We start from the raw sequence: 17346 nt of genomic DNA on the forward strand, positions 1-17346 counted from the left end.
GGTGACCGGATCGGACTGGCGGGAGGGTGTTGGCGTCGGAGCCGGCCGACCATGACCCTGATGCCGCGTACCGGCCTCGAGTCGGCAAGGTGTCGTCGCCGCGTCCTTCCTCCGGAGGCAATGCGGTTGTAAATAGTCCGCAATACCCAGTCGTCGATGTGGAGCCAGTTCGAAGTCTCCGGAAGAAGGTCTCCGAGAGCAGATTCCGAATCGATCGGACCGCTGTCATATCGGGCGACGCCGGGCGGTCGGGATGGGGGAGTGTGATAGGGAGTCCAGAGTCGCGCTCGGCCCTCGCTGTCCGATGTCGCCCATCTGACCATGGACGATCCGGCGACGGGACGGTGGAATGGTGGCAGTCGTGAGCCCGGTGGCGCGGAGTTACCAACGCACCGCGGATCCGGAGCCCGGCGTTGATGAGATGAGCAGTGGCTGTTCGGATCGGTGCCGCCCGCCAGGGTGGCCGACGCAACGATCCGGCCGGCGAGTTCGTGCCAGCGGACCACACCGAATCACCTTCGGTCGGACCACCTCGCAACGCGGGGCGACGAGTAGGGAAAGTTGTAGGTGACGTGCAACCAGTGCCCGCGGGGGAGAACGGCGTGAGGGGAATGACCGGAAGCGGTGTGTCGTGAGCACCCGGTCTCGCCCCGCTTTCGGTAACGGAGTGTCTACATCTCTTACTGGGCTGGTCATGCGGGCCGGCTCGGGCGTCTCGACCTGGCCGCCCCGGACCGCCGTCGTCACGGGAGCATCCAGCGGTATCGGCCGGGAGGCCGCGCTGCTGCTGGCCGCGGACCGATGCCGGTCGCTGCTGGTCGGTCGCAACGGGGCCACGCTCGACGAGGTGGCCGCGGCGACCGAGGGGCACCGGATTGCGGTCGACCTGTCGAGTCCCGGCTCGGAACTGATGGTCTCCTCCCGGGCGACCGAGCTTCTCGGCGAGGTCGACCTGCTGGTGTGCTCGGCCGGCCTCGGGGCTGCGGGCCCGTTCGAGGTGATGTCCCCGGCCGCGATCGCGGAGCTGGTCACGGTCAACGTGCTGTCGCCGATGATGCTGGTCCGGGCCATGTTGCCGGCCATGCTCGACCGCGGCCAGGGGCGCATCCTGCTGGTGGGCAGCATCGCCGGCGCGCTGGGCGTGCGCGGTGAGGTCGCCTATTCCGCAACCAAGGCCGCTCTGCTCGGTTTCGCCGACGCGTTGCGGTCCGAGGTCGCCGGTCGCGGTGTGACGGTGACCCTGTGTCTACCCGGCGTCGTCGACACACCATTTTTCCACCGCCGTGGCGCGCCCTACGTCCGTCGCTGGCCCCGGCCTATACCGGCCGGGCTTGTCGCGCAGCGCATGCTGACGGCCACCGGACGCGGCGACGCCGAGGTCTGGGTGCCACGCTGGTTACTCGGCGCGGTGCGGGTCCACGGTGCGATCCCGTCGGTGTACCGCAGGCTGGCGGGTGTCTTCGGATGATCCGCGGCGTGGTCTACCCGGCCGCTCCCGGCTTTCCGGCCGGCCCTCGGGGTGAGCGACACCGACGATGAGAGTGCCGACGGGCGGCGGCCGGCCGCAGGCCGCAGGCCGCCCGGGTGGTGCCGCCGGAGCATCATCCCGCCCACGGACCTGTGAGGACCAACCGAAGGGGGCCGGCCAGGCGGAGCTCATCCCGATACCGGCCCAGGGCCGGCCCATCTCCCGTACCGGCCCGCGCTGATCGTGCCCATGACCACCCGGTGCGATCCGCATCCTGATCGCCTTGGCGAAACCCAGGCAGCCACCCCCACCACGGAGCCTTCCGAAGAGCCTTCCGAACCCGGCTCTCCGGGTACGTCCGCGCCGGTCGTGGCCCCCGGGGATGCGGGATCCGGCCCGACCGCGTCCGTAGTGCAGACCGCCATCGAAGGAGAGGCGTATGACAGCCATCGACGCCCGAACCAGCCCATCACGCACGCCTGCCCAGCCGGCCGCGACGGGCCTGGCAACTCCCGCCGAGCAGCTGCTGCGCGCCGCCCCGGCGGAGAACTTCCCGGTCTCGCCGTTCGTTCTGCCCGCGGCGGTTCGTTCCCACTTCAACGCGTTGTACGCCTTCAGCCGGCTCGTCGACAACCTCGGCGACGAGGCGGTCGGCGACCGGCTCGCCCTGCTCGACCGGTTGTCGGCGGACCTCGAGGTGATCTGGACAGGCGGGCAGCCGGAGCTGCCGGTCCTGCGCCTGCTCGCGCGGACCGTGCGGGACTGTGACCTGCCCGCCGAACCGTTCCAGCGCCTCGTCGAGGCCAACCGGCAGGACCAGCGGGTCACCCGTTACGAGACCTTCGACGACCTGGTCCGCTACTGCACGCTCTCGGCCGACCCGATCGGGCGGATGGTGCTGGGCGTCTTCGGGCTGGCGACCCCCGACCGGGTCGTGCTGTCGGACCGGGTGTGCACCGCCTTGCAGCTCGCCGAGCACTGGCAGGACGTGGCCGAGGACCTCGCCGCCGGCCGGATCTACCTGCCGCTGGAGGATCTGGACACCTTCGGGGTGACCGAGGCCGATCTGCGGGCCTCCGTCGCGAGTCCGGCCGTGCGCCATCTGATGGCCTTCGAGGTCGCTCGGGCCCGTACGGTGATCGACCAGGGCGCTCCCCTGGTGTCGATGGTGCCCGGGCGGCTGCGGCTGGCCCTGGCCGGTTTCGTGGGCGGGGGCCGGGCGGCGTTGGACGCGATCCGGCGCGCCGACTACGACGTGCTCGGTGGGCCGCCGAAGGCGACGAAGCCACGGGTCGCCGAGTTCGCGCTGGCGGCGCTGGCCCGGTCGCTGGCTCCCGGAGCGTCGGCGGTGGCGCACACGGCGGCCGCCGTCGCCACCGCGACCAGCGCGGCCGGGGCCTGGCCGGGTTCCGCTTCGGGTTCCGGTTCCGGTTCGGGTTCCACGGCCCACGGCGGCACCGCTGCGACGAGTACCCAGGCCGGCGTCCCCGCCGCACAGTCCGTTCTTCCGGAGATGGGTGAGGTTCGATGAGTACCGCGGCGCAGTTCCCCGCGGGCCGGCCGACCGTGGCGGAGGCGTATGCCGCCTGCGAGGCTGTGACCAAGGAGGCGGCACGCAACTTCTCCTATGGCATCCGCCTGCTGCCGGCCGAGAAGCGGGGGGCGCTGAGCGCCGTCTACGCGCTCGCCCGCCGCTTCGACGACATCGGCGATGGTGATCTCCCCGAGGAGGCGAAGTTTGCCGGGCTGGCGCAGGTCCGCGCGGAGGTCGAGGAGCTGGGGATGAACAGCTCCGATGATCCGGTCTTCGTCGCCCTCGCCGACGCCGCCCGCCGGTTCCCGATCCCGCTGGAGGCGTTCATCGAACTCGCCGACGGGGTCGAGAGCGACGTGCGCGGCACCACCTACGACACGTTCGACGATCTCGTCGGCTACTGCCGCCTGGTTGCCGGGACGATCGGGCGGCTCTCGCTCGGCATCTTCGGTAGCGAGCGGGCCACCTCCCACCGCGACGCCTCGGGGGTCGCGGACGCCCTCGGGGTCGCACTCCAGCAGACGAACATCCTCCGGGACGTGCGCGAGGACCTGCTCGGCGGCCGGATCTACTTGCCGCGCCAGGAGCTGAAGGCCGCCGGCGTCGAACTCGAGGTGGACGCGACCGGTCGTCTCGGCGGGCCCCCCGACGCGCTCATCGCGTACCTGCGGACGTCGGCGCAGCGAGCGGAGGAGTGGTATGGGCGTGGGCTCGTCCTGCTCGACCTGCTCGACCGGCGCAGCGCGGCCTGCTGTGGGGCGATGGCCGGCATCTACCTGCGGCTCAACCGGCGGATCAAGACCGATCCGTCCGCGGTGCTCGATCGTCGGCTGGCGCTGCCCGGCTGGGAGAAGGCGGTCGTCGCCGCCCGCAGCCTCGCGGGGCGGCCCGAGATGAGGGCGGCATGACCACGGGTGCCGGCGCGGACGCCGCGCCGGCACGGGGGCCGCGGCCCGCCGGGCGGACGGACGGACGTCCGCATCTCGCCGTCGTCGGCGGCGGGCTCGCGGGCATGGCCGCGGCACTGCTGGCCGTGGACAGCGGGGCCCGCGTGACCCTGCTGGAGGCACGTCCCCGCCTCGGCGGGGCGACGACGTCGTTCCGGCGCGGGGAGCTGTGGATCGACACCGGCCAGCACGTGTTCATGCGGTGCTGCACGGCCTACCGCGGGCTGCTGCAGCGACTCGGCGTCGAACACCTGACCACCTTGCAGCCTCGGCTGGACGTGCCGGTGCTGCTCGGCGACTCGTTGACCCGGACCCGGCTGCGCCGGACGAGGGTCCCGCTGCCGGCGCCACTGCACCTGGCCCCGGCGTTGCTGGGGTACCAGGCGCTGCCGGTCGCCGAACGGCTGCGGGCCGGGCTCGCGGCGTTCCAGCTCGGGCGGCTCGACCAGCGATCCCCGGCGGTGGACGAGCAGTCGTTCGGCACCTGGTTGTCCACCCACGGCCAGGGCCCCGCGGCGACGAAGGCGCTGTGGGAACTGCTGACGGTCGCGACGCTGAACGTGCCCGCCGCCGACGCCTCCCTCGGCCTCGCCGCCAAGGTCGTGCGGACCGGTCTGCTGGAGGGCGCCGCCGCCGGTGACCTCGGCTGGGCCGAGGTCCCCCTGTCCCGGCTACACGGCGACGCGGCGATGGAGACGCTCACCGCGGCCGGCGCCGACGTGCGCACCGGGGTGAAGGCCCGGTCCATCACCGCCGCGGGCAGCGGATGGGAACTGGCCGTCACCGCGGGCGGGACCGGTCGCGGCGCGGCGGTGCCCGGCACCGACGAGCGCGGCGTGCTGCGGGCGGACGCGGTCGTGCTCGCGGTGCCGCCGCCCGCCGCCGCTTCCCTCCTGCCGGCCGGCGCCGAACCTGAGGCGGCCCGGCTGCGTGAACTCGGCGACTCGCCGATCATCAACGTGCACATGATCTATCCTCGACCGGTGATCGACGGCCCGTTCCTGGCCGTGGTCGACTCGCCCATCCAATGGATCTTCGATCGCACGGTCTCCTCCGGGCTCGCCGCCGCCGGCCCGCCCGGTGCCCAGTACCTGGCGCTGTCGCAGTCTGCGGCGGAGCCGTGGGTCGATCGTCCGGCGAACGAGCTGCGGACCCTGTTCGTCGAGGAGATGGCCTGGCTGTTCCCGGCCGCGCGGGCGGCCGGGCCGCTGGAGGTCTTCGTCACCCGGGAACGTACGGCGACCTTCCGGCAGGTGCCCGGTTCGCTTGCGTTGCGTCCGGGTGCGTCGACCGGCCTGCCCGGCTTCGCCCTGGCCGGGACCTGGACCGACACCGGATGGCCGGCAACCATGGAGTCGGCCGTGCGTAGCGGACTCGCTGCTGTCCGTGAGAACCTGGCCGGTATGGGGGTCGACGTCAACGAGCCACGCGGGCCGGGCCCGCAGGCCCGAAGGACGGGCGGACGGCTCCCCGAGCAGGTGGGTGAGTCGGTACCGGTAGGCACTGAATCGGTGAGCACACCGGACGGCGGCGCCACGGCCGCGCAGGTGCGCGATCCACAGGATCCACGAGGGGACAACGCGGTTCCCGCCGGATCGGCGGCGGTCGTCCGGCCGCTTCCGCCCGGCCAGCCAAGGCACACATCCACAGGGGGATTCCCGGTATGACCATGACGGTTCCGGATGCGATCGAGCGTGGGCGGACCCTCACCGTGCCTGCCTTGCGCGCCACGGTGGATCGGCTCCACCCACGGCTTCGCCACGTCGTCGCCTACCATCGCGGCTGGGTCGACGCCGAGGGCGCGCCACTGTCCGGCGGCGGGGGCAAGCTGGTACGCCCGGCGCTGGCGCTGCTGTCGGCGCAGGCCGCCGGCGCCCCGGCGGAGACCGGGCTGCCGGCAGCGGTCGCCGTCGAGCTGGTGCACGACTTCTCGCTGCTGCACGACGATCTCATGGACGGCGACACCGAGCGCCGCCACCGGCCCACGGCCTGGACGATCTTTGGCGCCGACGGCGCGATCCTCGCCGGGGACGCGCTGCTCGGCCTGGCGACCCAGGTCCTGCTGGAGGTCGAGGGGGAGCCCGGCCGTCGCGCGGCGCTGATCCTGGGCGCGGGCGTTCAGGACCTCGTCCGTGGCCAGGCCGAGGACCTGATGTTCGAGAAGCGGCCGGATGTCAGCGTCGCCGAGACGCTGCACATGGAGGACGGCAAGACCGGCGCGCTGCTGGCCTGCTCGGCCTCCCTCGGCGCCGTGCTCGCCGGGGCCGATGACGACATGGTCAACGCCCTCGCCGAGTACGGATCCCGGCTCGGCACCGCGTTCCAGCTCATCGACGACCTGCTCGGTATCTGGGGTGATCCCTCGGTGACCGGCAAGCCGGTGCTGTCGGACCTGCGGTCCCGCAAGAAGTCGGTGCCGGTCGTGGTGGCCCTGGAGGCCGGCGGAACCGCGGCCGAGGAGCTGCGGGCGTTCCTCACCGGCACCGGGGAGTCCACCGAGGCGGAGCTGACGCACATCGCGGACCTGATCGAGCGGGCCGGCGGGCGGGACTGGACCACCGCCGAGGCCGACGGCCAGCTGAAGGCCTGCGAGAACGTGCTCCGCTCGTTGTCGATGCCCGCCGAGATCGAGGCGGAACTGCTGGCCCTCGCGCGTTTCGTGACCGAACGAGACCGCTGAGGAGACGACAGGTGAGTGCAGTCGCCGTTCCCGCCCGGCCGGGTGATCAGCACGTTGATCGTCTTCATGACCATCGCATGTACGACGAGGGGAGTCGTCGATGAGCCTGACCTCGGACCCGTCCCCGGCTGCTCCAAAGGCCGCGAAGAGCTCGAAGCGCGTTAACATTCCCGCGCCCGCCACGCCCGACGCCTACGGGATCTCCCGGTCCTCGCCACCGCTGTCCGGCGGTGGCGTGCCCGGCGGTGGCGCGGCGACCGTCGACGGTACCCCGCCCACGACGCAGACCCCGGTCGATCAGGACCTGGCCGCGGCGATGACCGCGGCCGACCGGGCTCGGGACCACCTCCTCGGGCTGCAGTCCGAGGAGGGCTGGTGGAAGGGCGACCTCGAGACGAACGTCACGATCGACGCCGAACACCTGTTCATGAAGCAGTTCCTCGGCATCCGCACCGAGGAGGAGACCGAGCCGATCGCCCGGTGGGTGCGGTCCCAGCAACTCGCGGACGGCGGCTGGGCCACGTACTACGGCGGACCGGCCGAGCTGTCCACCACGGTCGAGGCGTACATCGCCCTGCGCCTGGCCGGTGACGAGCCCGACGCCCCGCACATGGCGGCGGCGGCCGCGCTCATCCGCTCCCAGGGCGGGGTGGCGGCCGCCCGGGTCTTCACCCGAATCTGGCTGGCGACCTTCGGCGAGTGGTCCTGGGACGACGTGCCCGTGCTGCCGCCGGAACTGATCTTCCTGCCGTCCTGGTTCCCGCTGAATGTCTACGACTTCGGCTGCTGGGCCCGCCAGACGATCGTCGCGTTGACGATCGTCGGGTCGCTCCGGCCTGTGCGCGACCTCGGCTTCAGCATCGACGAGATCAAGGTCGCGGCACCCGTGACGCCGCCGAAGCCGGCCCCGCTGTACAGCTGGGAGGGCGCCTTCGAGCGGTTGGACGCGATCCTGCACCGCTATGAGCGCCGGCCGATCAAGATGCTGCGCACTCTGGCGTTGCGCCGGGCCACCGAGTGGGTCGTCGCCCGCCAGGAGGCCGACGGGTGCTGGGGGGGCATCCAGCCGCCGTGGATCTACTCCGTCATGGCGCTGCATCTCATGGGATACCCCCTCAACCACCCAGTGATCGCCACGGCGTTCCGGGGAATGGAACGCTACATCATCCGGCGCGAGACCCCGGAGGGGCCGACCGCCCAGATCGAGGCATGCCAGTCGCCGGTCTGGGACACCGCGCTCGCGGTGGTCGCGCTCTCGGACGCCGGCGTCCCGGCCGACCATCCCGCGATGGTGCGGGCCGGCCGCTGGCTGGTTGACGAAGAGGTCCGGGTGGCCGGGGACTGGGCGGTCCGCCGTCCGGCGCTCGCCCCCGGCGGCTGGGCGTTCGAGTTCGACAACGACTTCTACCCGGACACCGACGACACTGCCGAGGTCGTGTTGGCGCTGCGTCGCCTGCTCGGTGGCAGCCATGTCGCCCCGGGCGGCACCGTCGCCCCGGGCGGCACCGTCGCCCCGGGCGGCACCGCCGAGCTCCCGCCGGCCGCGCGTGACCGTGCCTCCCGCGGCCTCGCGGCGGTCGACCCGCAGCTGGCCGGGGCGATGCGCGCCGCTGCGGCCCGCGGGGTCGACTGGAGCGTCGGCATGCGGTCGTCGGACGGGGCCTGGGGCGCCTTCGACGCCGACAATGTGCGGACGCTGACGGCGAAGATCCCGTTCTGCGACTTCGGCGAGGTGGTCGACCCGCCGTCGGCGGACGTCACCGCCCACATCGTGGAGATGCTGGCCGACCTCGGCCGTTCCGACCACCCGATCACCCAGCGGGCGGTGCAGTGGCTGCTGGACAACCAGGAACCGGGCGGCTCCTGGTTCGGCCGGTGGGGGATCAACCACGTCTACGGCACCGGCGCCGTGGTTCCGGCGCTGAGCGCCGCTGGCGTTCCCGCCGACCACCCGGCGATCACAACCGCGGTGCGCTGGCTGCTGGAGCACCAGTCGCCCGACGGCGGATGGGGTGAGGACCCGCGTTCCTACGACGATCCGGCCTGGATCGGCCGGGGTGAGCTCACCGCCTCGCAGACCGCCTGGGCGCTGCTCGCGCTGCTGGCCGTCGACCCGCACAGCAAGGCGGTCAAGCGGGGAGTGCGCTGGCTGTGCGAGACCCAGCGGCCGGACGGGACCTGGGACGAGCCCCAGTTCACCGGAACCGGTTTCCCCGGTGACTTCTACCTCAACTACCACCTGTACCGGCTGGTCTTCCCGCTGACCGCGCTCGGTCGGTACGTGACCCTCACCGGGGTGGCCACGCCATGAACATCTTCGCATCCGCGGCCGGCGGCGACGGGAACGCCGGGGACGTCGAGGACGGCGGGGACGTCGAGGACGGCGCGTCCGCCGGGGACGACGCGCCCGCCGCCGCGGCAGCCACGGCGGCAGCCACGGGTGCCGGGATCAGGGCTGTTCCGGCCGCCTCCACCGAGATCCCGGCGCAGGAGCCGTCGTCGCCGTCCCTGCCGTCGGCCGCGCCCCCAGGGTCGGTCCACCGGCCGGCCGAGGCGCGGCGAGTGCCGGAGCAGGAGCAGGAGCCGACCCCCGTGCGCCGCCGGGGGCGGCTGGTCGTCGCGGCGGCCCTGCGGGTGGAGGCAATGGCCGCCGGTCGGTCGGGCCTCAGCGCGGACACCGTCATCGTGCGCACCGGCATGGGTCCGGAACGGGCGCGCAAGGCCGCTCGGCTGGTGCGCGACACAGGCCCGGACGCCGTCGCCCTCGTCGGTCTCTCCGGGGGACTGGCGGCTGGGATCGAGCCCGGTGACGTCGTCGTGGCCACCGAGATCCGCAACGCCGACGGCACCGTCGCCGGCCGTTGCGCGTCCGCGCCCCTGCTGGCCGGCGACCTGCGCCGGCTCGGGCTCACCGTGCACGTCGGCCCGATCGTCACCGTGCCGCGGCTCGTCGTCGGCACGGCCCGCGCGGAACTCGCCGCGACCGGGGCTCTTGCCGTCGACATGGAGTCCGCGGAGCTGGCGGCGGGAGTCGGCGACGTGCCGTTCGCCGCCGTCCGCGTCATCGTCGACACGGCGGCGCAGCCGCTGGGACGCATCGACCTGGCCCGCCGCGGAATCCGCGGTCTGCGCACGATGCGTCCGCTCGGGCGCCCGATCGAGGCGTGGGCCGCCGCGGTCGGCCGTCGCCAGGTTCTGCTCGCCGAGCCGCGGGCGTTCTGCGCCGGCGTCGAGCGGGCGATCGAGGTCGTCGAGCGCGCCCTGGAGATCTACGGTGCGCCGGTCTATGTCCGTAAGCAGATCGTGCATAACGCCCACGTGGTGGCCGACCTGGCCAGCCGTGGAGCGATCTTCGTCGAGGAGCTCGACGAGGTGCCCGGCGGCTCGACGGTCGTCTTCTCCGCACACGGAGTGGCTCCGGCCGTCTGGGACCAGGCGGGCGAGCGCGGCCTGTCCGTCATCGACGCCACCTGCCCGCTGGTGGAGAAGGTGCACACCGAGGCCCGCCGGTTCACCGCCCGCGGGGACACCGTGCTGCTCATCGGCCATTCCGGCCACGAGGAGGTGGACGGAACCCTCGGCGAGGCGCCCGGCCGCATCACGCTGGTCGAGTCCTCGGCCGACGTCGGCTCCCTCGACGTTCCCGATCCCGAGCGCGTCACATACCTCATGCAGACCACGCTGGCCCTGGACGAGGCCGCGGAGGTCGTTGACGCGTTGACGGAGCGGTTCCCGGCGATCGTCGGGCCGGGTTCCACCGATATCTGCTACGCGACCTCGAACCGGCAGAACGCGGTCCGCAAGGTTGCCGAGGAGGCCCAGCTCGTCCTCGTCGTCGGCTCGGCCAACAGCGCGAACTCCGTGCGGCTCGTCGAGGTGAGCAGGCGCGATGGCGTCGAGGCGCATCTGGTCGGGGACGTCGGGGACGTGCATCTGTCCTGGCTCGCCGGCGTGGGCACGATCGGCATCTCGGCCGGCGCCTCGGCCCCGCCGTCCCTCGTCGACGAGCTCCTGACCGCGTTGTCGGGTCTCGGCGCGACGGACGTCTCGGTGCGTTCCGTCGGTACCGAGACGCTGGCCTTCCACCTGCCCAAGGAACTGCGCCAACCGGCCCCGGCGCCCGTTCCAGGGCCATAGTGCGCCCGGCCCCCGGGCGGTCCCGAGGCGCGGCCCGGAGGGCGAAGCCGGTGGCGTCGCCCGGGCGGCGCGGTGGGGCTGGGTTCAGCGGGATGCGGCGCCGCGATCGGCCTCAGGCGGCCGGGCCGGTGCGGCGTGCCGCTCGCCCCACCGGCGCAGGGCCAGCAGGACCGGTGCCAGATCCCGGCCGGAGGACGTCAGCCGGTACTCGTGCCGGGACCGGGCGCCCGCCTCCTGGTATGGCTGACGCTCCAGCACCCCCGCGCGCTCCAGCGCCCGCAGCCGCTCGGCCAGTACGGCTCGGGGCGCCCCGGTGCCGGCCCGGATGCCCTCGAAGCGGTGGACCCCCAGTGTGATCTCCCGGATGACCAGCAGGGACCAGCGCTCACCCACGACCTCCAGCGTCCGCGCGATCGGACAGGCCCGCGGGCCGTCGGACGATTCCTGCATCGGTACATCCTACCGATACTGGGTGCGTATCCTGAATGCAGCCGGTCTAGGCTGCGGGCATGACCACGACTGAGCCCGAATCCGCGCGACCCGAATCCGCCTCAGACCACTCGCACGACCCGGCTGCCTGGGGCGAGCCGCGGAGCAAGACGATCACCTGGCACGACCCGCTGCCTGTCGCCGCGGCGGCGGCGTCGCTGAGCGGGCTGGAGTTCCTGTCCGCGATGCGTGACGGGCGCATTCCGCCGCCCCCGATCTCCCGTCTGTTCGACTTCCGGCCAATCGAGGTCACGCCGGGAGACGTTGTCTTCACCTGTCTGCCGGACGAGTCGGCCTACAACCCGATCGGCCTCGTCCACGGTGGCCTGGTCTGCACGATCCTGGACACCGCGACCGCCTGCGCGGTGCACTCCACGCTGGCGGTCGCGGTGGCGTATACCTCCATCGAGATCAAGGTTAATTACCTGCGGCCGGTGCGCGTTGTCGACGGCCGGCCGAGCCGACTTACCGCGCACGGCTGGGTGACCAGGCCGGGACGGCGGGTGGCTTTCGCCGAGGGGGACGTCCGGGATGACCAGGGCAAGGTCGTGGCCACCGCCAGCAGCACCTGTCTGATCATGGGTGGGGCGGCCTGATCCCATGGCCTGATTCCGCGGCCTGACCGGAGACCCGATTCCCCGGCCTGACCGGCGGCCCGGCCCGACGCTCGGCCGGGCCGGATGCGAGCACGGGCGCGTCGTCGGGCGGCTGGCCCGACATCGTCCATGGACTGTCCCGAACTCGCGTCCGTGCTGTCCCGGCCTTGTCTTCCCGGTGTCCGCAACTCGGCGGGGTCGGCTAACGGACACCCTTGTGGGGCAGTTCATCGGACGATCCACATGCAGTCTGTACGTACACGCTGTATGGTCAATGCAGAGATCATCGCTCATCCACTGGTGACCTAACGAGAGGGGGCCAGCCGTGGCGGTCGAGTGGCGGTACCAGCTCCGGATTGGGACCTACCTGGCGAAGCAGAAGCTGCTTCGTCGCAAGCACTTCCCGCTCGTACTGGAGCTGGAGCCGCTGTTTGCCTGCAACCTGTCCTGCACTGGATGTGGCAAGATCCAGCACCCGGCGTCCGTCCTCAAGCAGCGGATGAGCGTCGACGACGCCTTGGCTGCGGTGGAGGAATGCGGCGCTCCGGTGGTCGCGATCGCGGGCGGCGAGCCGCTGATGCACCCGCAGATCCACGAGATCGTGAACCAGCTGGTCAAGCGCAAGAAGTTCGTGATCCTCTGCACGAACGGGCTGCTGCTCCAGAAGAAGCTCAAGAACTTCACCCCGTCGCCGTACTTCACCTTCGTCCTGCACATCGACGGTCTGCGTGAGCGGCACGACGCGGTGGTGGAGAAGGAGGGCACGTTCGACGAGTGCGTCCGCGCCTTCCACGCGGCGAAGGCCGCGGGCTTCCGGGTCGGGTCCAACTCGACGTTCTTCAACAACGACAGCCCGCAGGACGTCATCGACATCCTGACGTTCCTCAACGACGACCTCAAGGTCGACCAGATCCAGCTCTCACCCGGCTATGCCTACGAGAAGGCGCCCGACCAGGAGCACTTCCTGGGGGTCCAGGAGACCCGCGAGATGTTCTCGAAGGTCTTCGCGGACGGCCGGCGCAAGAAGTTCCGGCTCAACCACTCGCCGGTCTTCCTGGACTTCCTGGAGGGTAAGAGGGAGCTCAGCTGCACCGCGTGGGGCATCCCGAGCTACTCGCTCTTCGGCTGGCAGAAGCCCTGCTACCTGATGAGCGACGGGTACGTCTCGTCCTACAAGGAGCTCGTCGAGACCACCGACTGGGACGCCTACGGTCGTGGCAAGGACCCGCGGTGCGCGAACTGCATGGCGCACTGCGGCTATGAGACCTCCGCGGTGCTGGCCACCATGGGTTCCCTCAAGGAGTCCATCCGGGCGGCCCGCAGCGTCTGAGCTGGCCCATCGTGGTCTGAGCCGGCTCACGGCGGCGCCACCGTCACCGTCAGATGACGTCGTCCGGCACGGCAGGTCACCGCCCCGACCGGGTGACCCCGGTCGGGGCGGTCGCCGTCTGTGCCGCCCCGGCCCGCACCGGCGGGAGCAGGGCCGGCGGGAGCAGGGTTTCGCTGGCGTCGACGATGCCAGCCGGCTTTAGCCGGCAGTCCCGCGGGAGCCGGCGCCGCCGTCGGCACTGACCGGCGGCTGCTCGGCGAGATCGCCACCGCGGCCGAGTCCGCGCAGCAGCCGGTCGAGCACGGTGCCGACCTCGAGGCGGGCGGTGTCCGGGTCCGCGGCGCCGGCGGTGTAGATGCTCGCCTCCGACAGCAGGGCGGCGACCAGCCTGGTCAGCGGGACCACCGGCAGCGGGTCGATGCGGTCCTCGGCCATCGCGCGCTCCAGCCACTCCGAGAGCAGCCGGTAGCCGTGCTTCTCGACGAGCGCATCCCAGGCGTCGTTGCCCAGCACGGCCGGACCGTCGACGAGGACGATGCGCTGGAAGTCGCTGTCCGCGGTGGAGATGTCGAGCAGGGACTGGAACCCGGACCGGAGCTGTGTCCAGGCGTCGCTGGGAAGCTCCGCGTCCCGGGCAAGTTCACCAGCGACGAGCTGTTCGGCCACCTCCGTCGCGACCTGTTCCATCACGGTGCGAAACAGCGCGGCCTTGTCGCGGAAGTGGTGGTAGAGCGCGCCACGGGTGACCTGCGCGTCGGCGACGATCTCCTCGGTGCCGGTGGAGGCGAACCCCTGTTCGGCGAACCGATGGCGGGCGGCGGAGATCAAGGCCTGACGGGTGTCAGCCGTCTGCGCGGTACGACGGCTTCGTGTCACCCCTTGATTATGGTGTAGCCGAGGCCGTTGTACCCACTACCGTCCCGGCACGAGCGGGCCTGGTCGTGACGAACCTGCTCCGATGAACCCGCAACCGCCGACGGACACCGATCCGTGGCTGTCGTCTCGCCCTCTGGTCGCGCCCTCGCCAGCCGTTCGTCGCGCACCGCCGATCACTTTTTGTTTTCAACTTGTTGCCGTCGGGTATCTCCGATCACCGCCGCCGATCGTGAGGTGACGGGAGGTGATCATCGTTTCCGCGGGGCGTGGTGGGCACCATCGTCGATGCCTCATGTCGGCTACCCCACCGCCGGCCGGAGGCCCGGGATTTCAGGGTGGCGGCAGGAGCGTTTCGGGGGGGAGATCTCCGTACCGGCTCGGCCAGACCGGGACGGAAGCCTTGTGACCCCGCATTACCCGGGGGGCCCGCACGCCCTTGAGGGGCCCGTGGCAGTATCACTTTCTGTGACAGTGCTGCTGTGGGTCGCCGTTGCCTCTCTGCTCGCTTGGCTCTACCTGACCGTCGGCCATGGGTTCTTCTGGCGGACCGATCAGCGCCTGCCATCCCGGCAGGCGCCGGCCGCTTGGCCCAGTGTGGCGATCGTCGTGCCGGCTCGGGACGAGGCCGACGTGCTTCCCGTGACGTTTCCGACGCTGCTTGCCCAGGACTACCCCGGTCGTGCCCGGCTGATCCTGGTGGACGACGGTTCCACCGACGGGACCACGGAGGTTGCCCGGGACCTGGCAGAACAGGCCGCTGCGCGCGGCGAGACCAACGTGACGCCGGCCATGACCACATCCACCGAACCCCCCGCCGGTTGGACCGGGAAGCTGTGGGCGCTGCGGCGGGGCATCGAGTGCGCTGGCGACGTCGACTTCCTGCTCCTCACCGACGCGGACATCTCCCATCGCCCGGGATCGCTGACTGCGCTCGTCGCGTCGGCGACCTCCCAGAAGCTGGACATGGTGTCGCAGATGGCCGTGCTGCGGGTGCAGACCGGCTGGGAGCGTCTGATCGTCCCGGCCTTCGTGCACTTCTTCGCGATGCTGTACCCGTTCCGGTGGTCGAACCGGCCGGGTTCGCGGGTGGCCGCTGCGGCCGGCGGATGTTCCCTGATCCGCCGGGAGGCCCTTGCGGCGGCCGGTGGACTGGCGGAGGTGCGCGGCGCCGTCATCGACGACGTGGCGATCGCGCGGATCATCAATCGCTCGGGTGGGCGGACGTGGCTCGGACTCGCAGAGCAGGTCCACAGCCAGCGCCCGTATCCGCGGCTCGCGGATCTGTGGAAGATGGTGTCCCGCAGCGCCTATGCGCAGTTGCGGCACTCCCCGTCGCTGTTGGTCGGGACCGTGTTGGGACTGAGCCTGGTCTTCGTCATCCCGGTGGTCGCGACCATCGTAGGCATCGTGACCGGCGACGTCGCCACGGCTCTCGTCGGCGGGATCACCTGGTTGATCATGACTGTCACCTATCTGCCGATGACTCGCTACTATCGTCAGCCGCTGCCGCTGGCCCTGCTGCTCCCCGGAGTGGCCGTGCTGTACCTCGCGATGACGGTGGACTCGGCGCGGCTCAAGCGGGCCGGGCGGGGAGCGGCCTGGAAGGGGCGTACCTACCAGGATCACGGTGCCCCGGCTGCCGCCCGCCCGCGAGTATCCGAATGGCCCGGGTGAGCGGCGTGAGAGCTCGGTGGCCGGGCCGGCCGGCTCCCCGGGCATGCCGGCACCGGTAGCCGTGTCGCCGTACCCGGACGGCGTTGCCACCGTCGCCTCCGCCGGCTCATCGGCTTTGTCATCCGCCTCGTCCACGGTGCCCGCAACACCCCTGGTGATGGCGACATCCTCGGCGGTCCCCGCGCCGGCCGTGGCGCCGGCTTCCCCCACGCCCACGCCCACGCCCACCCCTACGCCCACGCCGCGCCCCTCCACGGCATCGTCATCGGCCTCGCCGCCGGCCCGGGGCGGATCGACCGATCAGCCCCGGACCTAACTGGTGGTCCCGATGCATGGAGGAGATGAACCATGGGGAGGTTCGGAGACGGTCGACGAGTAGGACGGGGGCGAGGGTGCGTGAGGCCGCCATGATGGTTATCTACGAACCGTACCGTTCGGTTCGAAGTTGTCAAGGGTAGGGTCCGTCGCGTGAGCGAGTCATCCATCCCGGCCGGGACGGCCGAACAGGACCGGCTGGCGGTCACCGGGGCCGGTGGCACGGCCGGCGACGCGCGGCGATGCCCGGCGCGCGGCGATCCTCGACGCGACACTGGCTCTTCTCGCCGAGCAGGGTTACGACAAGCTGTCGACCCGCGCGGTGTCGGCCCGGGCGAAGGCATCGCAGGAGACGCTGTACGCCCACTTCGGCGATCGGCGTGGCCTGCTCGCGGCACTCGTCTCCCAGGAGGCGGAAGCTACGAACGCCGCTCTTCGACAAGCCTTGGCCGACGCCGGCGGCGGACCGGTGCGACCGGTGCTCGCCGCGGCGCTGACCGAGCTGCTTGCGCTGCTCACCAGCGCCCGTTCGGTCACCATCAACCGGGTCGCCATCGCCGCGCTGCCCGCTGACCCGGATCCCGCGGAGGCTCTCGTCGCCTGGGGTCGGCGTACCACTGGTCCCCTCTTCGAAGCCCTGCTGAGGCGAGGCGTCGCCCGTGGTGAGCTCGCGTTCGATGATGCCGCCGAAGCGTTCGAGGTGCTCTTCGGCCTCACCATCCGCGACAGTCAGATCGCCGCCCTGCTGGGTCGGCCTCCGGCCTGGACCGACAGTAACCGCCGGGCCCGCGCGGAACAGGCGGTCGCGCTGTTCTATCGGCTCTACGGCACCGCCGTCCGCGTCTGACCGCCTGCCCGGGTCAGACCGTGGCAGGAGCCGGCCCTCGTTCCAGGCGATGGCGGAGAGTGACCGCATCCTCGGCGAGCGCGGAGATGAGATAGCCTGGACCGGCCAGGGGAAGCAGTGCCACCCTGTCCGCGACGGCCGCCTGCGCGCCGGACCCCGCCCTCTCCGCCGGCACGGATTCCCGCCGGGCCGCCGGAGAGCCCACCGGATCGGGCCCCGCGACGAGGAGCGACCCGACGGCACGAGCCGAGCCGAGGAGGGCTGGTCCGGTCAGGCCAGGTATCTCGGGACCGAGGACGAGATCCTGGCGCAGCAGGGGGATCGGTTCGGAGGATCTGTCGCTGATCTTGTGATTCTTCTGGCCCGCCGGTGATCATCGGGTGAGGAGGGCCCGTTTGCGGAGCAGGCTGAAGCTGGCGCGGCCGAACATCTGCCGTTTGATCATCTTGATGC

13 protein-coding genes and 1 pseudogene are annotated in these 17346 nt (G+C 71.7%); 11 read left to right on the forward strand and 3 right to left on the reverse strand.

Annotated elements, in window-relative coordinates; translation table 11 throughout:
- Positions 1 to 631 precede the first annotated feature (631 nt).
- The 7 genes from ACY45C_RS10185 (at position 632) to ispH (ending at position 10766) form a co-directional block, all read left to right on the forward strand.
- The gene (locus ACY45C_RS10185) at positions 632 to 1468 is read left to right on the forward strand and encodes an SDR family NAD(P)-dependent oxidoreductase (protein WP_462187383.1); all 837 of its coding nucleotides are present in this window, start codon (positions 632 to 634) and stop codon (positions 1466 to 1468) included.
- A gap of 439 nt (positions 1469 to 1907) precedes the next feature.
- Entirely contained in the window at positions 1908 to 2999 is a 1092-nt protein-coding gene (gene hpnC / locus ACY45C_RS10190) for a squalene synthase HpnC (RefSeq protein ID WP_462187384.1), read from the forward strand.
- Positions 2996 to 3910, forward strand: a complete 915-nt coding sequence (hpnD, locus tag ACY45C_RS10195; protein ID WP_462187385.1) for a presqualene diphosphate synthase HpnD — start codon at positions 2996 to 2998, stop codon at positions 3908 to 3910. Before hpnC ends, hpnD begins: the two co-directional genes overlap by 4 nt.
- Positions 3907 to 5616, forward strand: coding sequence for a hydroxysqualene dehydroxylase HpnE (gene hpnE, locus ACY45C_RS10200; RefSeq protein ID WP_462187386.1), 1710 nt, complete (start codon positions 3907 to 3909; stop codon positions 5614 to 5616). Before hpnD ends, hpnE begins: the two co-directional genes overlap by 4 nt.
- Complete coding sequence (locus ACY45C_RS10205; RefSeq protein ID WP_462187387.1) at positions 5613 to 6629, forward strand: polyprenyl synthetase family protein; 1017 nt, start codon at positions 5613 to 5615, stop codon at positions 6627 to 6629. Before hpnE ends, ACY45C_RS10205 begins: the two co-directional genes overlap by 4 nt.
- A 100-nt stretch (positions 6630 to 6729) precedes the next feature.
- Positions 6730 to 8940: a terpene cyclase/mutase family protein gene (locus tag ACY45C_RS10210; RefSeq protein ID WP_462187388.1), complete on the forward strand. Its 2211-nt coding sequence runs from the start codon at positions 6730 to 6732 to the stop codon at positions 8938 to 8940.
- Positions 8937 to 10766 carry a 4-hydroxy-3-methylbut-2-enyl diphosphate reductase gene (gene ispH, locus ACY45C_RS10215; RefSeq protein WP_462187389.1) on the forward strand — a complete coding sequence of 610 codons (1830 nt, stop codon included), beginning with the start codon at positions 8937 to 8939 and terminating at the stop codon, positions 10764 to 10766. Before ACY45C_RS10210 ends, ispH begins: the two co-directional genes overlap by 4 nt.
- An 84-nt stretch (positions 10767 to 10850) precedes the next feature.
- On the opposite strand, the gene ACY45C_RS10220 is transcribed toward ispH, so the two are convergent.
- Complete coding sequence (locus ACY45C_RS10220) at positions 10851 to 11216, reverse strand: winged helix-turn-helix transcriptional regulator (protein WP_462187390.1); 366 nt, start codon at positions 11214 to 11216, stop codon at positions 10851 to 10853.
- A gap of 59 nt (positions 11217 to 11275) precedes the next feature.
- Between ACY45C_RS10220 and ACY45C_RS10225 the strand changes: the two genes are divergently transcribed.
- Both ACY45C_RS10225 and hpnH read left to right on the forward strand, forming a co-directional pair.
- Positions 11276 to 11851: a PaaI family thioesterase gene (locus ACY45C_RS10225; RefSeq protein WP_462187391.1), complete on the forward strand. Its 576-nt coding sequence runs from the start codon at positions 11276 to 11278 to the stop codon at positions 11849 to 11851.
- 325 nt (positions 11852 to 12176) lie between these two features.
- Positions 12177 to 13181 carry an adenosyl-hopene transferase HpnH gene (gene hpnH / locus ACY45C_RS10230; RefSeq protein WP_011435280.1) on the forward strand — a complete coding sequence of 335 codons (1005 nt, stop codon included), beginning with the start codon at positions 12177 to 12179 and terminating at the stop codon, positions 13179 to 13181.
- Between the two features lie 198 nt (positions 13182 to 13379).
- On the opposite strand, the gene ACY45C_RS10235 is transcribed toward hpnH, so the two are convergent.
- Positions 13380 to 14057 carry a TetR/AcrR family transcriptional regulator gene (locus ACY45C_RS10235; RefSeq protein WP_462187392.1) on the reverse strand — a complete coding sequence of 226 codons (678 nt, stop codon included), beginning with the start codon at positions 14055 to 14057 and terminating at the stop codon, positions 13380 to 13382.
- A 465-nt stretch (positions 14058 to 14522) separates the two neighbouring features.
- On the opposite strand from ACY45C_RS10235, the gene ACY45C_RS10240 reads away from it, so the two are divergent.
- Complete coding sequence (locus ACY45C_RS10240) at positions 14523 to 15731, forward strand: glycosyltransferase (protein WP_462187393.1); 1209 nt, start codon at positions 14523 to 14525, stop codon at positions 15729 to 15731.
- Positions 15732 to 16263: 532 nt separating this feature from the next.
- Positions 16264 to 16893, forward strand: coding sequence for a TetR/AcrR family transcriptional regulator (locus tag ACY45C_RS10245; protein ID WP_462187394.1), 630 nt, complete (start codon positions 16264 to 16266; stop codon positions 16891 to 16893).
- Positions 16894 to 16906: 13 nt separating this feature from the next.
- Here ACY45C_RS10245 and ACY45C_RS10250 read toward each other — a convergent pair.
- A pseudogene (locus ACY45C_RS10250) lies at positions 16907 to 17215 on the reverse strand (urease accessory protein UreD); the annotation flags it as partial.
- Between the last annotated feature and the right edge of the window lie 131 nt (positions 17216 to 17346).

It is taken from the genome of Frankia sp. CcWB2, from assembly GCF_977927585.1.